The 16,388-nt window shown below is 70.3% G+C and carries 15 protein-coding genes and 1 tRNA gene; 11 read left to right on the top strand and 5 right to left on the bottom strand.

What is annotated here, in order from left to right:
* Positions 1–27 precede the first annotated feature (27 nt).
* The gene (locus ACWGJB_RS14025) at positions 28–240 is read left to right on the top strand and encodes a hypothetical protein (RefSeq protein ID WP_453380411.1); all 213 of its coding nucleotides are present in this window, start codon (positions 28–30) and stop codon (positions 238–240) included.
* Between the two features lie 20 nt (positions 241–260).
* Here the strand turns inward: ACWGJB_RS14025 and ACWGJB_RS14020 are convergent, their stop codons facing one another.
* Together ACWGJB_RS14020 and ACWGJB_RS14015 are read right to left on the bottom strand one after the other, a co-directional pair.
* Positions 261–1,685, bottom strand: a complete 1,425-nt coding sequence (locus tag ACWGJB_RS14020) for an ABC1 kinase family protein (protein ID WP_453380410.1) — start codon at positions 1,683–1,685, stop codon at positions 261–263.
* The gene (locus ACWGJB_RS14015; protein WP_453380409.1) at positions 1,678–2,883 is read right to left on the bottom strand and encodes a TOMM precursor leader peptide-binding protein; all 1,206 of its coding nucleotides are present in this window, start codon (positions 2,881–2,883) and stop codon (positions 1,678–1,680) included. The genes ACWGJB_RS14020 and ACWGJB_RS14015 overlap by 8 nt, the downstream gene beginning before the upstream one ends.
* Positions 2,884–3,130: 247 nt before the next feature.
* On the opposite strand from ACWGJB_RS14015, the gene ACWGJB_RS14010 reads away from it, so the two are divergent.
* From ACWGJB_RS14010 to ACWGJB_RS13995, 4 genes are all read left to right on the top strand, one after another.
* Entirely contained in the window at positions 3,131–3,727 is a 597-nt protein-coding gene (locus tag ACWGJB_RS14010) for a M48 metallopeptidase family protein (RefSeq protein ID WP_453380408.1), read from the top strand.
* Between the two features lie 137 nt (positions 3,728–3,864).
* A complete protein-coding gene (locus ACWGJB_RS14005; RefSeq protein ID WP_453380407.1) occupies positions 3,865–5,553 on the top strand; it encodes a TerD family protein in 1,689 nt (562 codons plus the stop codon).
* Between the two features lie 11 nt (positions 5,554–5,564).
* The gene (locus ACWGJB_RS14000) at positions 5,565–6,245 is read left to right on the top strand and encodes an AIM24 family protein (protein ID WP_453380406.1); all 681 of its coding nucleotides are present in this window, start codon (positions 5,565–5,567) and stop codon (positions 6,243–6,245) included.
* A gap of 17 nt (positions 6,246–6,262) precedes the next feature.
* Entirely contained in the window at positions 6,263–7,018 is a 756-nt protein-coding gene (locus ACWGJB_RS13995; RefSeq protein WP_453380405.1) for an AIM24 family protein, read from the top strand.
* A gap of 69 nt (positions 7,019–7,087) precedes the next feature.
* Here ACWGJB_RS13995 and ACWGJB_RS13990 read toward each other — a convergent pair whose 3' ends face one another.
* Both ACWGJB_RS13990 and ACWGJB_RS13985 read right to left on the bottom strand, forming a co-directional pair.
* Positions 7,088–7,609: an NUDIX hydrolase gene (locus ACWGJB_RS13990; RefSeq protein ID WP_453380404.1), complete on the bottom strand. Its 522-nt coding sequence runs from the start codon at positions 7,607–7,609 to the stop codon at positions 7,088–7,090.
* Positions 7,606–9,042, bottom strand: coding sequence for a zinc-dependent metalloprotease (locus ACWGJB_RS13985; RefSeq protein ID WP_453380403.1), 1,437 nt, complete (start codon positions 9,040–9,042; stop codon positions 7,606–7,608). Before ACWGJB_RS13985 ends, ACWGJB_RS13990 begins: the two co-directional genes overlap by 4 nt.
* A 192-nt stretch (positions 9,043–9,234) precedes the next feature.
* Here ACWGJB_RS13985 and ACWGJB_RS13980 point away from each other — a divergent pair, with 192 nt between their 5' ends.
* From ACWGJB_RS13980 to ACWGJB_RS13965, 4 genes are all read left to right on the top strand, one after another.
* Positions 9,235–10,347 (top strand): SDR family oxidoreductase, encoded by a 1,113-nt coding sequence (locus ACWGJB_RS13980; protein WP_453380402.1) that lies wholly within the window; start codon positions 9,235–9,237, stop codon positions 10,345–10,347.
* Between the two features lie 154 nt (positions 10,348–10,501).
* Positions 10,502–10,963 (top strand): molybdenum cofactor biosynthesis protein MoaE, encoded by a 462-nt coding sequence (locus ACWGJB_RS13975; RefSeq protein WP_453380401.1) that lies wholly within the window; start codon positions 10,502–10,504, stop codon positions 10,961–10,963.
* A 117-nt stretch (positions 10,964–11,080) separates the two neighbouring features.
* A complete protein-coding gene (locus ACWGJB_RS13970) occupies positions 11,081–11,245 on the top strand; it encodes a hypothetical protein (protein WP_453380400.1) in 165 nt (54 codons plus the stop codon).
* Between the two features lie 60 nt (positions 11,246–11,305).
* A complete protein-coding gene (locus ACWGJB_RS13965; RefSeq protein ID WP_453380399.1) occupies positions 11,306–12,403 on the top strand; it encodes a YlbL family protein in 1,098 nt (365 codons plus the stop codon).
* A gap of 109 nt (positions 12,404–12,512) precedes the next feature.
* On the opposite strand, the gene ACWGJB_RS13960 is transcribed toward ACWGJB_RS13965, so the two are convergent.
* Entirely contained in the window at positions 12,513–13,055 is a 543-nt protein-coding gene (locus ACWGJB_RS13960; protein WP_453380398.1) for a PPA1309 family protein, read from the bottom strand.
* A 187-nt stretch (positions 13,056–13,242) separates the two neighbouring features.
* On the opposite strand from ACWGJB_RS13960, the gene ACWGJB_RS13955 reads away from it, so the two are divergent.
* On the top strand, positions 13,243–16,203 hold the full coding sequence (locus ACWGJB_RS13955) for a UPF0182 family membrane protein (protein WP_453380655.1): 2,961 nt from the start codon (positions 13,243–13,245) through the stop codon (positions 16,201–16,203).
* Positions 16,204–16,244: 41 nt separating this feature from the next.
* Positions 16,245–16,318 (top strand) — tRNA-Met (locus ACWGJB_RS13950).
* Positions 16,319–16,388 lie beyond the last annotated feature (70 nt).

Genomic DNA, 16,388 nt, shown 5'->3' with positions numbered 1-16,388 from the left:
CGCGGGCCGCGGCGTTATCGTCGCCGGGTGACGAGTCTTTCCGGAGGCAGTGATCACGGTGGTTCCGCCGCGGAGCCCCACCCTCCTGTGTGCGCCCGCTGCGGCACCCCGGCCGACGGCCCCCAGCCCGCCACCTGGACCTGCTCCATGGAGAACGGCGTCCGCCAGTTCTACTGCGACACCTGCTCCAGGGAGAACCTCAGAGCGATCGAGGGCCGGCTCGACTCGTCCTGGTGGTGATCACCGCCCTGTCGTCCCCCCTACTGCGCCTCCACGGCCGCCTCCGCCACCGCGGCTTCCGCGACTTCCACGGCTTCCGCGACCTCCGGAAGGTCTTCTGCCTCTCCGGCCTCTTCGAGCACGAACCCGGGCAGCCACGCCTCCAGTTCCTCCCGCAGCCGGACCGTCGCGCCCAGCTGGCACAGCACGCCGATGGTGCTCAGGGTCACCCGGTGTATCAGCAGGTAGGCAGGCGGCAGGTTGAGCTGTTTGCCCAGTTGGTGGGCCGGGTTGCGGGGGTCGGCGATGCGGGCCGCCTGGCTGCGCATCCAGTTGCGGGTGAAGGTGAACTCGTCGATCTGCGCCGGTTCGATGATCGGCAGCAGATAGTCCAGGACGGCGTCGGGGTCCAGCTCTATGGAGTCCTTGACGAACCCCTCGGCGCACAGCAGCTCGTAGACCGCCTCGGCGTCACCGTCCAGCGTCATCCGCAGGGAGTCGCCGATGGGGGCGGGCAGGCCGCCCGCGAGGCGGTCGACCGTGCCGAAGTCCAGCACGCCCAGGAGCCACTCCTCCTCGTCCTCCGGCCCACCGGGCAGCAGCCGGAAGTTGCCCGGGTGCGGGTCGGCGTGCAGCAGGCCGGTGCGGGCCGGGCCCGAGAACAGGAACCGCGCCAGGAGCTGACCGGCCCGGTCACGCTGCTCCTGCGTGCCCTCCGAGATGATCTCGGAGAGCGGTATTCCGTCGATCCACTCCGTGACCAGGACCTGCTCGCACTGGTACACCACCGCGGGGACCACCACATCGGGGTCGTCCGCGAACTCCTCCGCGTGTGCCGACTGGGCCTGCGCCTCCAGGGCGTAGTCCAGCTCTTCGGAGACCCGGTCGCGCAGCTCAGCGATCAGGGGCTTGATGTCCATGCCCGGGATCAGCGGACCCAACAGGCGGGCGAAACGGCTCAGTTGCCCGAGATCGGACAGCAGGGCCTCGCCGGCTCCCGGATACTGCACCTTGACCGCGACCACACGGCCGTCGTGCCACACCGCCCGGTGCACCTGCCCGATCGAGGCGGCCGCCGCGGGTTTCTCCTCGAACTCCAGGAACAGCTCCCGCCAGTCCTCGCCCAGGCGCTCGGCGAGCACCGCGTGCATGGTGCGGGTCGGCATCGGCGGTGCGGCGTCCTGGAGTCTGGTGAGGGCCGCCCGGTAGGGGCCGGCGATCTCCTCCGGGAGGGCGGACTCGAAGACGGACAGGGCCTGCCCGAACTTCATGGCCCCGCCTTTCAACTCTCCGAGAACCTTGAAAAGCTGCTCGGCCGTGCGCTGTTGCAGCTCGCGGCCGACGATCTCCGCGGACTCGCCCACGATGCGCTTGCCCAGGCCCCAGGTCGCCCGGCCGGCGAAGCCGAGCGGGAGCGCGGCGAGCTTGGCGGTCCGGGTGACCGCCTTCCGGGGAAGATCAGACATGCGCCCTCCAAGTCCCAGTCGGCCGCGCGGCGTCCGCGTGCTCTCGTCGCTCCGCCGACGGCCGTTGCACCACCATTGTCTCGTGCGGAGCTCCATCGGTTGAGGAGTGTCCCCCCTTAGCTTTCTCCGCTGCTCCGCACGGGCATGCGGGATGCGGCCGGACCGGCCGCGCATGCCAGTGCAGAGCCGGCACGGACGCCTCCCAGCGCACTCCGGTGCCGGACGGCGACTCCCCGTCGAGGAAGGCCAGGGCATGCGCGGCGGCCAGTCCTGCCACGGCCGTCGCCAGCGTCAGATCGCAGGCCCCCACCCGGCGGGCCTGCCCGGACCGCCACTGGGCGATCAGGCGTGGCCAGGCCGGGTCCCGGTCCGAGCGGTGCTCGTGCAGACAGCGGGCGCAGCCGGTCCCGCCGGGCAGGACGAGCGGACCGACGACGCCCGTGCCCTCCACGACACCCGTGTAGAGGTGAGGTGTCCCGGAGGCCATGAGCGGCTCGGCGGCGCCCGCGTCCGGGGCGTGCACCAGGACGTCGTCACGCGGAGCGATGATCACCAGGGAGAGGCCGGGCTCTGCCTCGGCCGGGTCCGGGCGGCGCGGCGGGCGGTCCGGGGCGACCCGGCGGACGACCCTGCGGGCGGCCTCGTCCCGCCGCTCGCCGACCGCCTCCGAGGGCAGCCCGCCCGGCGCCACGTCCCACGGCCGGACGCGGCCCACGTCCCGCACGTCGACCTCGCCGACACCCGCGCCCGCCAGCAGCGCGGCCAGCGTGACACCGACCCGGCCCGCGCCCCGCACCTGCACCCGCAGGGCGCGCCGGGCCGCCAGCCGGCCGATCGCGCCGCCCGGCTCCGGTGTGATCAGGGACAGTGAGGCAAGATCGGGACCGAGCCGGTCCAGGACCTCCTGCTTCGCGCGCAGCGCCGCCGCGGCCGGCCCGCCGTCGCGCGCGTCGTCCACGAGCCCGGCCCGTGACAGCCGCTCCACCAGCGCGTCGACATGCCCGTCCGGCAGGTCCATGCGCCGCCCTTCGGCGCGCAGCAGTGCGAGTCCGCGGGTGCCGTTGAGCAGGTCCAGGAAGCTGCCGGTCGCCGTGTCCATCGGCCCGAGTGTCATCGCGTGCGCCGGGGTCATCCCGAACTGCACGGTGTTGAGATCACGCCAGCCGCGCCGGAGCGCGGGCTTCACCAGCGGATGCATGACAGTCCCCCGTAGCTGTCGAAAGGTCGCGGAAAATCCCTGTAGGTCACGGAAGATCCCCGTCTGCCGGTGGAGCCGGTCACGCTCCGCCCGACGACTGCCAGCATGCCCGGCCCGCTCGACGGGTGGCGAAAGTTGTCCACAGGCGGTGGGTATTCGTCGTACAAATCAAACGCATGGTGGGGGATCGGCATCGAACCGTCCCGGACCCGGGACTTCCCCCGTGCGCAGCGGGTAACGTCGGGGCGTGCCCGCCGACCCACTGCACCGCGCCGGAAAGCCACAGCGCAGCATGACGAGCCAGCCGCCCAGCGGTTTGGGGGTGAGCGCGATCGAGGTTCGCAGAAGCGCCCGGCGCCGCCGGACGGTCTCCGCGTACCGCGAGGGCGATCGCACCGTCGTACTGATCCCCGCCCGGATGTCCGAGGCGGAGGAGAAACGCTGGGTCACCGTCATGCTCAACAAACTCGCCGCCCAGGAGAGCAAGCGAGTGCTGGGCGACGCCGAACTGGCCGAGCGCGCCGAGCGGCTGTCGGCCCAGTACTTCGACGGCCGGGCCCGCCCCGCCTCGGTGCGATGGGTCACCAACCAGAACACCCGCTGGGGCTCCTGCACCCCCGCCGAGGGCAGCATCCGCCTCTCGCACCGGCTCCAGGGCATGCCCGAGTACGTCGTCGACTATGTGCTCTGCCATGAACTGGCGCATCTGCTGGTGCCCGGGCACGGTCCCGACTTCTGGCGGCTCCTGGAGGCGTATCCGCGGACCGAGCGGGCCAGGGGCTACCTCGAAGGGGTGGTCGCCGCCGACCGGCTGCCCCATGCGCCCGATGTCCGGGACGAGTGACACGCCCCACAGACGCTCCTTTCGGGGCCGTTGAGCCCGGTTGTGTACCGGGTCTGTACCGACTTCCTCCGTTGTCCGAGTTAGCCGTTAGCCTGGCGCGACGCACTCACATTCGGGATGGGGGACGGTCGTAGCGCATGGCCAGGGAATTCCAACGCGGCCACAAGGCCAGGATCAGTGACCTGACGGCGGGCACGGATCTGTACGTAGGTGTGCAGATCGCCGGGCCCGGACTGTCCTTCGACATCAGCTGCTTCGGCCTGGACGCCGACGAACGGCTGTCGGACGACCGGTACTTCGTCTTCTTCAACCAGCCGAAGTCCCCCGAGGAGTCCATCCAGCTGCTGGGTGCGCAGGCGGGTGACACGGAGTCCTTCCGGGTCACGCTGGACCGGGTCCCGCCGCGGATCCAGAAGCTGGCGTTCACGGCGACCCTCGACGGCGCCGGGCAGATGTCGCAGGTCACGCCCGGATACATTCGGATCGTCGCGGGCGGCGAGGAGGTGGCCCGGTACTCCTTCGACGGCTCCGAGTTCTCCACCGAACGCGCCGTGATGCTGGGCGACTTCTACCTGAAGGACGTGTGGCGCTTCGCCGCCGTCGGTCAGGGCTTCGACGGCGGTCTGGATGCGCTGCTGAAGAACTTCGGCGGCGAGGTGATGGAGGAGGAGGCGCCCGCCGCGCCCGAGCCGCAGCCGTCGCAGAGCGGACCCGCGCCCGGATTCGCGCCGCCCGCGTTCGCCGCCCCGGCCGCGCCCGCACCGAGCCCGGCGCCCGCCCCGGCGACCCCCGCTCCCGCGCCCCCGTACACCCCGGCACCCGCGCCCCAGGGCTTCACCCCGCCCCCGGCACCCGGCCCCGCGCCGGTTTCGAACGTGCATGGCGCGCCCACGGTCATCGCCCCGCTGGCGCCGCCCGCCCCCGGCACGGTACCGCCGCCGTCCCCGGCGCCCGCGCCCTACGGCCAGCCGCCCGCCCCGGGCGCGCCCATGCCGCCCGGCTACGGCCGGCCCCCGGCGACCCCGCAGGCCCCGCCCCCGCCGCCCGGCTACCCCCAGGCACCCCAGGCCCCGACCCCTCCGCCGGGCTACGGCCAGCAGCCGCCGTTCGGGCAGGTCCCCGGCCAGCAGACCTACGGAGTCCCGCAGGGCGCTCCCCAGGGCGGTGCCGGAGTGGGCGCGGCGCTCGAGAAGTTCAAGGAGACGCCCACCGGGCAGCGCTGGACGCAGCAGAACAAGAAGCTCGTCCGGGTCGACCTGGGCATGGGCGGCCAGCCGGTGCTGGCCCGGCAGGGCAGCATGGTGCTTTACCAGGGCAAGGTCGACTTCGGCTACAAGGGCGCCGGGTTCGCCGGCCGGATCGTGGGCAACGCCACCGGCCAGGAGATGCAGTTGATGCGCTGCACCGGCCACGGCCAGGTGTTCCTCGCCGAGAACTCCGCCCATCTGCACCCCATCGAGCTCCAGGGCGACGCGATCTGTGTCTCCGCGGAGAGCGTCCTCGCCTTCGACGAGAGCCTCCAGTACGAGGTCCGCCGCATCGAGGGCCACGGCATCCCCGGCGGCGCGCTGTTCACGATGCAGTTCCAGGGCACCGGCACGATCGTCGTCAAGACGCACGGCACGCCCGTCGTGCTGCCCGTGACGCCGACGACGTTCGCCGACTGCAACGCGGTGGTCGCCTGGTCGGCGGCCTCCCAGGTGATCGTCTCCAGCCAGGTCCGGATGCGCCGCAACGCCTACCCGGGCGACACCGGCGAGAGCGTCAACCTGCAGTTCCGGGGCGCCCCCGGCAACTTCATCGTGGTCCAGCCGTACGAGGTCTGAGGGAGCCCGTCATGAACCAGCCGCTCGCGGGCTACGCCCCCGCACCCGTCACCGCCCGCATGGAGAACCACGGCAACAACATGCTGAAGGTCGCCATGCAGACCGGGAACGACCTCCTCGCGCGCGTGGGGTCGATGGTCGCCTACGAGGGTTTCGTCCAGTACGAGCCCAACCCGCCGGCCGTGCGCCAGATCGCCCGGGACTGGATGACCGGCGAGGGCGCGCCCCTGATGAAGTGCACCGGTGACGGACTGCTCTACCTCGCGGACTACGGCGCCGACGTCGTCGTCATCAACCTCAACGGCGACGGCATCTCCGTCAACGCCACCAACCTGCTCGCCTTCGACGCGCATCTGACATGGGGTGTGGAGCGGGTCAAGGGACTCGCGAAGTTCGCCGGTCAGGGCCTGTGGAACACCAAGATCTCCGGGCAGGGCTGGGTCGCGCTGACCTCCCGGGGCAAGCCGATCGTCGTCGACTGCGGCGGTGGCGAGGACGAGACGTACGTCGACCCGGACGCGCTGGTCGCCTGGTCGCCGAACCTCAAGGTGAAGGGCAAGCGCAGCTTCAAGGCGCAGTCCCTGATCGGCCGGGGCAGCGGCGAGGCCTACCAGATGGCCTTCTCCGGGCAGGGCATCGTCGTCGTCCAGCCCAGCGAGGACAGCACCGACCGCCTTCGTTTCCGGGGCTGAGGGGGAGCAAGAGAATCATGCAGAGCCCGCTTTTCGCGCACAACGACTCCCAGGTCCGGGACCGCTACAGCCTGCAGAACAAGCAGATGCTGCGGGTCGTCCTGGAGGGCCACGACGACGTCCTCGCCCGCAAAGGCACGATGGTCGCCTACCAGGGGCTCGTCGAGTTCGACGCCGAGTACACGAACAACCAGCAGTCACGCGCGCGTGCGTACACCGGCGAGGGCCTGGACCTGATGCGCTGCCACGGGCAGGGCACGGTCTACTTCGCCAACCTCGCCCAGCACGTCCACGTCATGGACGTCGAGCAGGACGGACTGACCGTGGACAGCGGCTACGTCCTCGCCATGGACTCCTCGCTGCACTACGAGGTGGTCGCCGTGGACAGCCTCTACGGCATCTCCGGCTCCGGGAAGTACCAGCTCAACATCACCGGTCACGGCAAGGTCGCCCTGATGACCTCCGGCGCGCCGCTGCTGATGCAGGTCACGCCCGACAAGTACGTGAACTGCGACGCCGACGCGATCGTCGCCTGGTCCACCGGGCTGCGCGTCCAGATGCAGGCCCAGACGCATTCCTCGGGCGTGTGGCGGCGTCGCGGCACCACCGGTGAGGGCTGGGAGCTCAGCTTCATGGGAAGTGGCTTCGCGTTGGTCCAGCCGAGTGAACTGCTCCCGCCGCAGGGCGCCCAGATCGGCCAGGGCCTCGCCGCCCAGTTCGGGATGGGCCAGCAGGGAGCGCGCGGAATGAACCAGGGCAACGCCTGGAGCTGACGGCCACGAGGTAAGGGGCGCACGCTGTGGCAAGCGCCCCTTACACGGGTCTTGGCGAGGCCGGGGGTTTCAGAGCCGCGCGCGGGCCCCCTCCAGCAGTCGTACGACCGAGTCGTCGGCGACCTCCGCGACCTCGTCGTAGGCGAACCAGCGCAGGTCCAGGGACTCGTCGCTGATCGCGTGGGCGGCGCCCCGCGGGGCCACGGCCGCGTACTGGACGTCGAAGTGCCAGTGACACGGCGCCGGGATCGGGTGCCGGTCCAGACGCACCGGGCCGCCCGGCAGCAGGGTCAGCCCGGGGATCCCGGACTCCTCGGTCGCCTCCCGCAGGGCAGCCGCGGCCAGCGTGGCGTCGCCCGGCTCACAGTGGCCGCCCATCTGCAGCCACATCCGCAGCTTCCGGTGCAGGGTCAGCAGCGCCCGGCCGTGCTCGGGGTCGACGACCAGTGCGCTCGCCGTGACATGCCCCGCGTGACACGCCTTCCACATCCCGTCGGGGTGCGCCGCGAGATGGTCCAGATAGGCCTGGCGCAGCTCTTCCTGGCCCTCGTACCCCTTGAGGACGAGGACCGCGTCGTCGTACAGGTTCACTCGCTGTCGTCGCCCTTTGCCTGGTCTTCCTGGTCGTCCTTCTTGTGCAGGTCGGGCTTCTGGGCCGCCTCGCCGAGCATCTTGTCCAGCTCGGAGAAGTCCAGCTGCTCGCGGTGGACGAAGCCGTCCGGGTCGTCCAGGTCGCTCGCGGTCGGCAGCATGTCCGGGTGCGCCCACAGGGCGTCCCGGCCGTCGACACCACGCGCGTCGGTGAGCGAGGCCCACAGGCGGGAGGCGTCACGCAGCCGGCGCGGGCGCAGCTCCAGGCCGATCAGGGTGGCGAACGTCTGCTCCGCGGGACCGCCCGTGGCGCGGCGGCGGCGCAGGGTCTCGCGCAGCGCGTCGGCGGACGACAGGCGCGGCTTCGCCGCCGCGTGGACCACCGCGTCGACCCAGCCCTCGACGAGGGCCAGCGCGGTCTCCAGACGGGCCAGGGCCGCCTTCTGCTCGGGCGTGTCCTCGGGCTGGAACATGCCCTGCTGAAGCGCGTCCTGAAGCTGCTCGGGGTTCTGCGGGTCGAACTGGCCGACCACGTCCTCCAGCTTGGCCGTGTCGACCTTGATCCCGCGCGCGTACCCGTCGACCGCGCCGAACAGGTGCGAGCGCAGCCACGGCACATGTGAGAACAGGCGCTGGTGGGCCGCCTCGCGCAGCGCGAGATACAGCCGCACCTCCTCCTTGGGCACGCCCAGGTCCTTGCCGAACGCCTCGACGTTCACCGGCAGCAGCGCGGCCCGGCCGATCGGGCCGAGCGGCAGGCCGATGTCGGTCGAGCCGACGACCTCGCCCGCGAGCACGCCGACGGCCTGCCCGATCTGCGTGCCGAACATGGCGCCGCCCATCGAGCGCATCATGCCGATCAGCGGGCCGGCCATGGCCTGCATCTCCTCCGGCAGGACGTCGCCCATCGCGGCGCCGACCCGCTCGGCGACCGGGTCGACCAGCTCCTGCCAGGCGGGCAGCGTCGCCTCGACCCACTCCGCGCGCGACCACGCCACGGCCGAGCCGGAACCCGACGGCAGCGACGTGGCGTCGTCCAGCCACAGGTCGGCCAGCCGTACCGCCTCCTCGACCGCCGTGCGGTCGGAGGGGCCCACGCTCGCGTCCTTGACGCCGTCCGAGGTGCCTTGGGAGACCGTCTGGCGGGCGATCTGCTTGGCCATGTCCCAGTTCACCGGGCCGCCCTCGTAGGAGAGCATCTGGCCCAGCTGCTGGAAGGCCGCGCCCAGGTCGGTGGGGTTCAGCGAACCGAACATGGCAGCGAACGGATTGTCGGCGCCGGGGCTGCCGAAACCGCCCGCCCCGGGTGTGCCGAAACCGAACGGACTGGCCGGTCCCTGCCCACCACCGCTCTGCTGGTCCTTCTTCTTGCCCTCGTCGCCGTCGTCCGGCTCCTCCGGCGGAAGGCCGAAACCGAATGGGGTGTCACTCACGGGAATCCTCGGCTGGTAAGGCCACCGGTTCTCTCCGGCGGCGCGGCTGCCCGACAACACCACCCAGCGTAGACACCCCGACCCGATCGGGCCTCGGTGCTTCGCCGACAGTCGGCCTGCGGCAGGATGGATGCCACCTGGTACGTACGCGTCACTCACGCTCGTACTGAAGACAACCGCTGGAGACGCCCGGTGAGTTCCCCAGATCCGCAGGTTCGCGCAGCGCGAAACCCGTCAACCCCTGCCGCCCTGCGCGGGCCCGTCGTCGCCGTCACCGGCGCCGCGACCGGGGTCGGCGCGCTGCTCACCGAGCGGCTGGCCGCGTCCGAGGGGATCAAACAGGTCATCGCCATCGACGAGCGGCGCGGCGAGTGCGCGGACGCCCAGTGGCACATCCTCGACGTGCGGGATCCGGCCATCGCGGACAAGCTCCGCGGGGCCGACGTGGTGGTGCATCTCGCGCTCGACCTGGACCTGGAGACCGATCCCGCCGCCCGTACGGCCTACAACGTGCGGGGGACGCAGACCGTGCTGACCGCGGCGGCCGCGGCCGGGGTGCACCGCGTGGTGCTGTGCACCTCCGCGATGGTCTACGGCGCGCTCCCGGACAACGAGCTGCCGCTGTCCGAGGACGCGGAGTTGCGCGCCACGGCGGAGGCCACCGGCGTGGGGGACCTGCTGGAGATCGAGCGGCTCGCGCGCCGGGCGCCCCGCGCGCACCCCGGGCTCAATGTCACCGTCGTGCGCCCCGCGGTGCTCGTCGGAGGCACCGACACCGCGCTGACCAGGTATTTCGAGTCGCCCCGGCTGCTTGTCGTGGCCGGCTCGCGGCCCGCCTGGCAGTTCTGTCACGTCGAGGACCTGTGCAGCGCGCTGGAGTACGCCGTGCTGGAGCAGGTCGACGGGGAACTCGCCGTCGGCTGCGACGGATGGCTGGAGCAGGAGGAGGTCGAGGAGCTCAGCGGGATCCGGCGGATGGAGCTGCCGTCGGCGGTGGCGCTGGGCGCCGCGGCCCGGCTGCACCGGATCGGGCTGACACCGTCGCCCGCCGGGGATCTCGCCTACACGATGTATCCGTGGGTGGTGAGCGGAAGCCGGCTGCACGAGGCCGGGTGGCGGCCGGGGTGGACGAACGAGGAGGTCCTCGCCGAGCTGCTGGAGGAGGCGGCCGGACGGCACACGGTGGTCGGGCGGCGGCTCGGCCGCAAGGACGCGACGGCCGCGGGCGCGGCGGGCGCGACGGTCGCACTGCTGGGCGCGGCGGCCGTGGTACGACGGGCACGCAAGGCCCGGCGACGGATCTGACCACGGGCCGGCGGCGGCCCCGAGCCGGGCAGTGGGCACAGGCCGGAGCCGGTGATCGCGAGCCGGGAGTCGTAGGAGTCTCCAAACGGGCACGCGCGTGTGCCGGTTGTTGGGCGTATTCCGTATGGTCCCGGGCTTACGGCACGATGGGGGTATGGCTGCTGTGAACGATCATCCCGGTGAGCTGGGTGCCGAAGATCCCGTCAAACTGATCGGGATCCGGGAGGACGCGCTCTCCGTGGACGAGGTCTTCGCGGCCGTGGGGGACGACGCGGCCGGTGGCATCGCGCTGTTCGTGGGGACCGTGCGGAACCACGACGGAGGCGCCGATGTGCACGCGCTCGGCTATTCGTGTCATCCCAGTGCCGAGAGCGAGATGCGGCGGATCGCCGAGAAGGTCGTCGCCGAGTATCCGGTGCGGGCGCTGGCGGCGGTGCACCGGGTGGGGGACCTGCGGGTGGGTGATCTCGCCGTGGTCGTCGGCGTGTCGTGTCCGCATCGCGGGGACGCCTTCGAAGCCTGTCGGAAGCTGATCGACGACATCAAGCACGAGGTGCCCATCTGGAAGCACCAGAAGTTCTCGGATGGGACGGAGGAATGGGTCGGAGCCTGCTGAAGAACGCCTGTCCGGCCTCCGGTTGCGTAACCGTACCCCCCGCGTGAGCGTTGTCAGTGCGGATGATTAATCTGCTGATCAGTCAGTCGCGGACGGTCATGGGGTTGGGAGGTCGGCATGGGGGCGCTTGTCTGGTTGCTGATTCCGCTTGTGGCCGCGGTCGCTGCCGGTCTGTGGGGCAGCTGGGCCAGCCGGACCAGGAGTGCCCGGAGCGACGGGCCGGAACTCGACGGGTACGCGCGGTTCCGCGAGGCCATGGAGAGGTCCCACTCCGGCAGCTGAGACGCCTCTGACGGGTGGCCCTGACGGTGCGCTGACAGACACGTCCCGTACTGTCTTTGCATGCCACGCCGCACCGCGACGATGCTCGCCTCCACCCTGATGCTGATCGCGCTCCTGTGCGCCGGAGTGCTCATCAACGTGCCGTACTCGGAGATGTCCCCCGGCCCGACCGTGAACACGCTCGGGGACCACGGCGGCGAGCCGGTGCTGCAGATCTCCGGTCACAAGACCTACGCGACCTCCGGGCACCTGAACATGACGACCGTCCGGGTCACCAGCGCCGACTACAAGATGAACCTCGTGGAGGCCGTCTTCGGATGGCTCTCCCACGACAACAAGGTCGTGCCGCACGACACGCTCTACCCGGACGGCAAGACCGAACAGCAGTCCACCCAGGAGAACGCCGAGGAGTTCAGCGAGTCCCAGGAGAGCGCGAAGGTAGCCGCCCTGAAGGAACTGCGCGTCCCGGTGCAGTCCTGGGTCATCGTCTCGACGGTCCTCAAGGGCTCGCCCGCCCAGGGCAAGCTGCACGCCGGTGACGTGATCAAGGCCGTCGACGGTACGGCGGTCAAGCAGCCGACCGACGTCGCCACGCTGGTGACCAAGCACAAGCCCGGCGAGGACGTCGTCTTCACGGTCGTACCGGCCAAGGAGCAGGCGGCCGCCGTGAAGGCGAAGAAGACGGCCACCAAGACCGAGAAGGTCACCCTGAACACGACCGCCTCCAGCGACAGCGGCGAGAAGCGCGCCATCGTCGGGATCTCCGCCGGGACCGATCACACGTTCCCGTTCGACATCGACATCAAGCTCGCCGATGTCGGCGGACCGAGCGCCGGCCTCATGTTCGCGCTCGGCATCTACGACAAGCTCACCCCGGGCAACCTCACCGGCGGCAAGTTCGTCGCCGGCACCGGCACGATCACCGACGACGGCACGGTCGGTCCGATCGGCGGCATCTCGCTGAAGACGATCGGGGCACGCAGCAAGGGTGCCCAGTACTTCCTGACCCCGGCCGACAACTGCGCCGAGGCCGCCAAGGACACCCCGAGCGGGCTCACCCTGGTCAAGGTCAAGACGATCGACGACGCCCTCGGCGCACTCAAGGACATCCGCGCCGGGGACACCGGCGCCCTGCCGAAGTGCAGCACCAAGAGCTGAGGCTCCGTAGAGGACCTGAAAAGCCCGGGGGCGCCCTTCCAGACGAGGGGCGCCCCCGGTGCCGTACGGGAGCCGCGCGCGGGCCATGTGCCGGGCGCGGGCGAGGCGGTCAGTCCGCGAACGTGGCCTTCAGGGCCTCCGCCAGGCCCGGGACCAGCTCGGGGCCGGTGAGGACCTCCGTCGGCGAGTCCTTCTCCCGCAGCCGGACCGCCGAGTCGCGGCTGCCGTCCCGCAGCACGCCGACCGTCATCCGGACCTCCTGGCGGTCGGGGTGCTGCGCCACCCACTTGGCCAGCTTGGCCTCGGTCAGCCCCTCCGGGACCTGGTTCTCGGCGGACGGCGGCAGCATCAGCCGCTCCACCGTGAGCGCGCAGCCGACCACCGCGTCCGGCCAGGCGATGGTGCCCAGGAACTCGTCCAGCGCTTTGTCCGTTGGCACTTCGTCCTGCTCGATCGGGGTGAGACCGGTGGTCGCGGTCTCGTCCTCCAGACCGAGCTGGGCGGCGAGAGCCGGTTCCTGGGTGCGCAGCCGTGCGGTGTCGACGAGGGCGAAGAGGCGAGCGGGCTGGTCCCAGCCGAGACCGGAGGCGTACTCGTCGATCTCGAGGACGGCCCGGGTGAGCGGGTTCGCTGCCATGGGAGTGTTGGACATGGTCACAATCCTGCCTCGTTCATGGCCGGAATCGGGAACCGAGTAAGTCGTGAGTAAGTTGCATAGGTGTGGCCCCACGATCACGGGGGGCCACGTCCGGCCCGCGAACAAGAGGGCCTGACGCAACAAAAGCGGATCAACAGCGAATCAAACAGCGAACTTCGAGGTGCGCACCTTGGCTTTCCAGATGCCGGACCGCGGCGGAGGCCCGACGGGGCCGCGGATCAGAGCGGGCCGCCCGTCCCGGCGCGTCCGGACCCTGCTCATGACATTGGGCGTCCTTGCCGTACTCGGCATGGCGTTCACCATGTTCGCGGGCTTCTGGACGGACTGGCTCTGGTACCGGTCGGTGCACTACTCCTCGGTGTTCACCACCACCCTGTGGACGAAGATCGGGCTGTTCTTCGTCTTCGGGCTGCTGATGGCGGCCGCAGTGGGCTTCAACATCTGGCTGGCGCACCGGCTGCGGCCGCCGCTGAGCGCCATGTCCATGGAGCAGCAGAGCCTGGACCGCTACCGGATGGGCATCGCGCCGTACAAGAAGTGGCTGCTGTTCGCGGTCACCGCGCTGGTCGGGCTGATCGCCGGCGCCTCCGCGGCCGGCCAGTGGCGCACCTGGCTGATGTGGGTGAACGGCGTGCCCTTCCACCAGAAGGACCCGCAGTTCCACCTCGACGTCTCCTTCTACGCCTTTGACCTGCCCTGGTACCGGTTCCTGCTGGGCTTCGGCTTCGCCACCGCGATCCTCTCCCTGATCGCCGCCGCGCTCACCCACTACCTGTACGGCGGGCTGCGCGTCACCAGCCCCGGCGCGCGTGCCACCGGTGCCGCGACCGGTCACCTCTCGGTGCTGCTCGGCCTCTTCGTCGCCCTCAAGGCGGTCGCCTACTGGCTCGACCGCTACGGACTGGCCGTCAAGTCCAGCGACTTCAAGGCCACCGGCAACTGGACGGGCCTCAGGTACGTCGACGCGAACGCGTATCTGCCGGCCAAGACGATCCTGTTCTGCATCGCCGTCATCTGCGCGCTGCTGTTCTTCGCCACCCTGTGGCGGCGCACCTGGCAGCTGCCCGTCATCGGCTTCGGCCTGATGGTCCTGTCGGCGATTCTCATCGGCGGCCTCTACCCGGCGATCGTCCAGAAGTTCCAGGTCCAGCCCAACGAGCAGGCCAAGGAAGCCCCGTACGTCCAGAAGAACCTCAAGGCGACCCGCGAGGCGTACGGCATCGACGACACCCAGGTCACCGAGTACACGGGCAAGAGCGCGACCACGGACAAGACCAAGCTCCGGGACGACGTCGACGCCACGGCGAGTATCCGGATCATGGACCCGAACATCGTCTCGCCGACGTTCCAGCAGCTCCAGCAGATGCGGAACTACTACGCGTTCCCGACCAATCTGGACGTGGACCGCTACACCAAGGACGGCAAGGTCCAGGACACCGTCATCGGCCTGCGCGAGCTGAACCTCGCCGGCATCCCGAAGAACAACTGGATCAACGACCACTTCCGCTACACCCACGGCTACGGCGTGGTCGCCGCCAAGGGCACCGAGGCCGACGACCAGGGCCAGCCGGTCTTTACCGAGTCGGACCTGCCGTCCACGGGTGACCTGGGCACCTACCAGCAGCGCGTCTACTACGGCGAGAAGACGAACACGTACTCGATCGTCGGCGGTCCCCAGAAGGAGATCGACTACTCCGACGACAACGGTGAGAAGCTCACCAGCTACGAGGGAAAGAGCGGGGTCAGTCTCTCCAGCCCGATCAACCGCGCCGCGTACGCGGTGGCGTTCAACGAGCCGCAGATCCTGTACTCGGGCGCGATCGGCAAGGGCTCGCGGATCCTTTACAACCGCACGCCCAAGGAGCGGGTCGAGGCGGTCGCCCCCTGGCTGACCATCGACGGCGACGCGTACCCGGCGGTCGTGGACGGCCGCATCCAGTGGATCGTCGACGCCTACACGACGTCGAACGGCTATCCCTACGCCTCCCGTACGACCCTCGGTGACACCACGGCAGACTCGCTGACCGCGACCAACAACTCGCGGGCGGTGGTGGCCCAGCAGAACCAGGTCAACTACATCCGCAACTCGGTGAAGGCGACGGTCGACGCGTACACCGGCGACGTCAAGCTCTACCAGTGGGACACCGAGGACCCGGTGCTGAAGACCTGGATGAAGGCCTTCCCGGGCACGGTGCAGCCCAAGAGTGCCATCTCGCAGGACCTGATGGACCATCTCCGGTACCCGCAGGACCTGTTCAAGGTGCAGCGCGAACTGCTCACCCGCTACCACGTGACGGACGCCCAGACGTTCCTGACCGGCAGCGAGGTGTGGCAGGTGCCCGACGACCCGAGCAACAAGTCGGGCGACGCGGTTCCGCCGTACTACCTGAGTATGAAGATGCCGGACCAGAGCGCGCAGACGTTCTCGCTGTCGACGACGTTCACGCCCAACGGCCGGGACAACCTCAGCGCGTTCATGTCGGTCGACTCCGAGGCCAGTTCCAAGGACTACGGCAAGATCAGAATCCTGAAACTGCCGACCAGTACGACCGTCGACGGACCCAAACAGGTCCAGAGCAAGTTCAACTCCGAACAGGAGATCGCCGCCGCCATCAAACTCCTCAAGGGCGGCGACTCCGAGGTCGAGTACGGCAATCTGCTGACCGTGCCGCTGGACGGGGGCCTGCTGTACGCGGAGCCCGTCTACGTACGCGGCGCCGGGGTCAAGTACCCACTGCTGCGCAAGGTGTTGGTCACCTACCAGGGCAGGACCGTCTTCGAGAACACCCTCGACGAGGCGCTCAACAAGGTGTTCGGCTCGAACGGCTCGGACACCGGGTCCTCGGACACGGGGTCCTCCGACACCGGGACGACCACGCCGCCGACGTCCGGCAATCCGACCGTCCAACAGGCGCTGAGCGACGCCCAGAAGGCCTTCGAGGCGGGACAGGAGGCCCTGAAGAAGGGCGACTGGACGGCGTACGGCAAGGCCCAGGACGAGCTGCAGGACGCGCTCAGCCGGGCCGAGGCGGCGCAGTCCAAGGCCGACAAGACCGGTGGCGGCACGTCGCCGAGCAGCAGTCCGAGCCCTGCTACCAGCGCGAGTCCCACCGCGAGCAGCAGTCCCAGTCCGAGCGGATGATCAGGACCGCCCCGCGCCGTGGTACTGTTTGAACACAACGGCGCGGGGTGGAGCAGCTCGGTAGCTCGCTGGGCTCATAACCCAGAGGTCGCAGGTTCAAATCCTGTCCCCGCTACTGAAATCGAATGGGCGGGGGCGAGGTGGGTAGCGGCGCGGGGGGGTGTGGGGGGGGGAGCCCACCCCCC

The sequence above is a fragment of the Streptomyces sp. NPDC054813 genome, from assembly GCF_053611365.1.
This window is presented reverse-complemented; position numbering and strand designations above follow the sequence as displayed.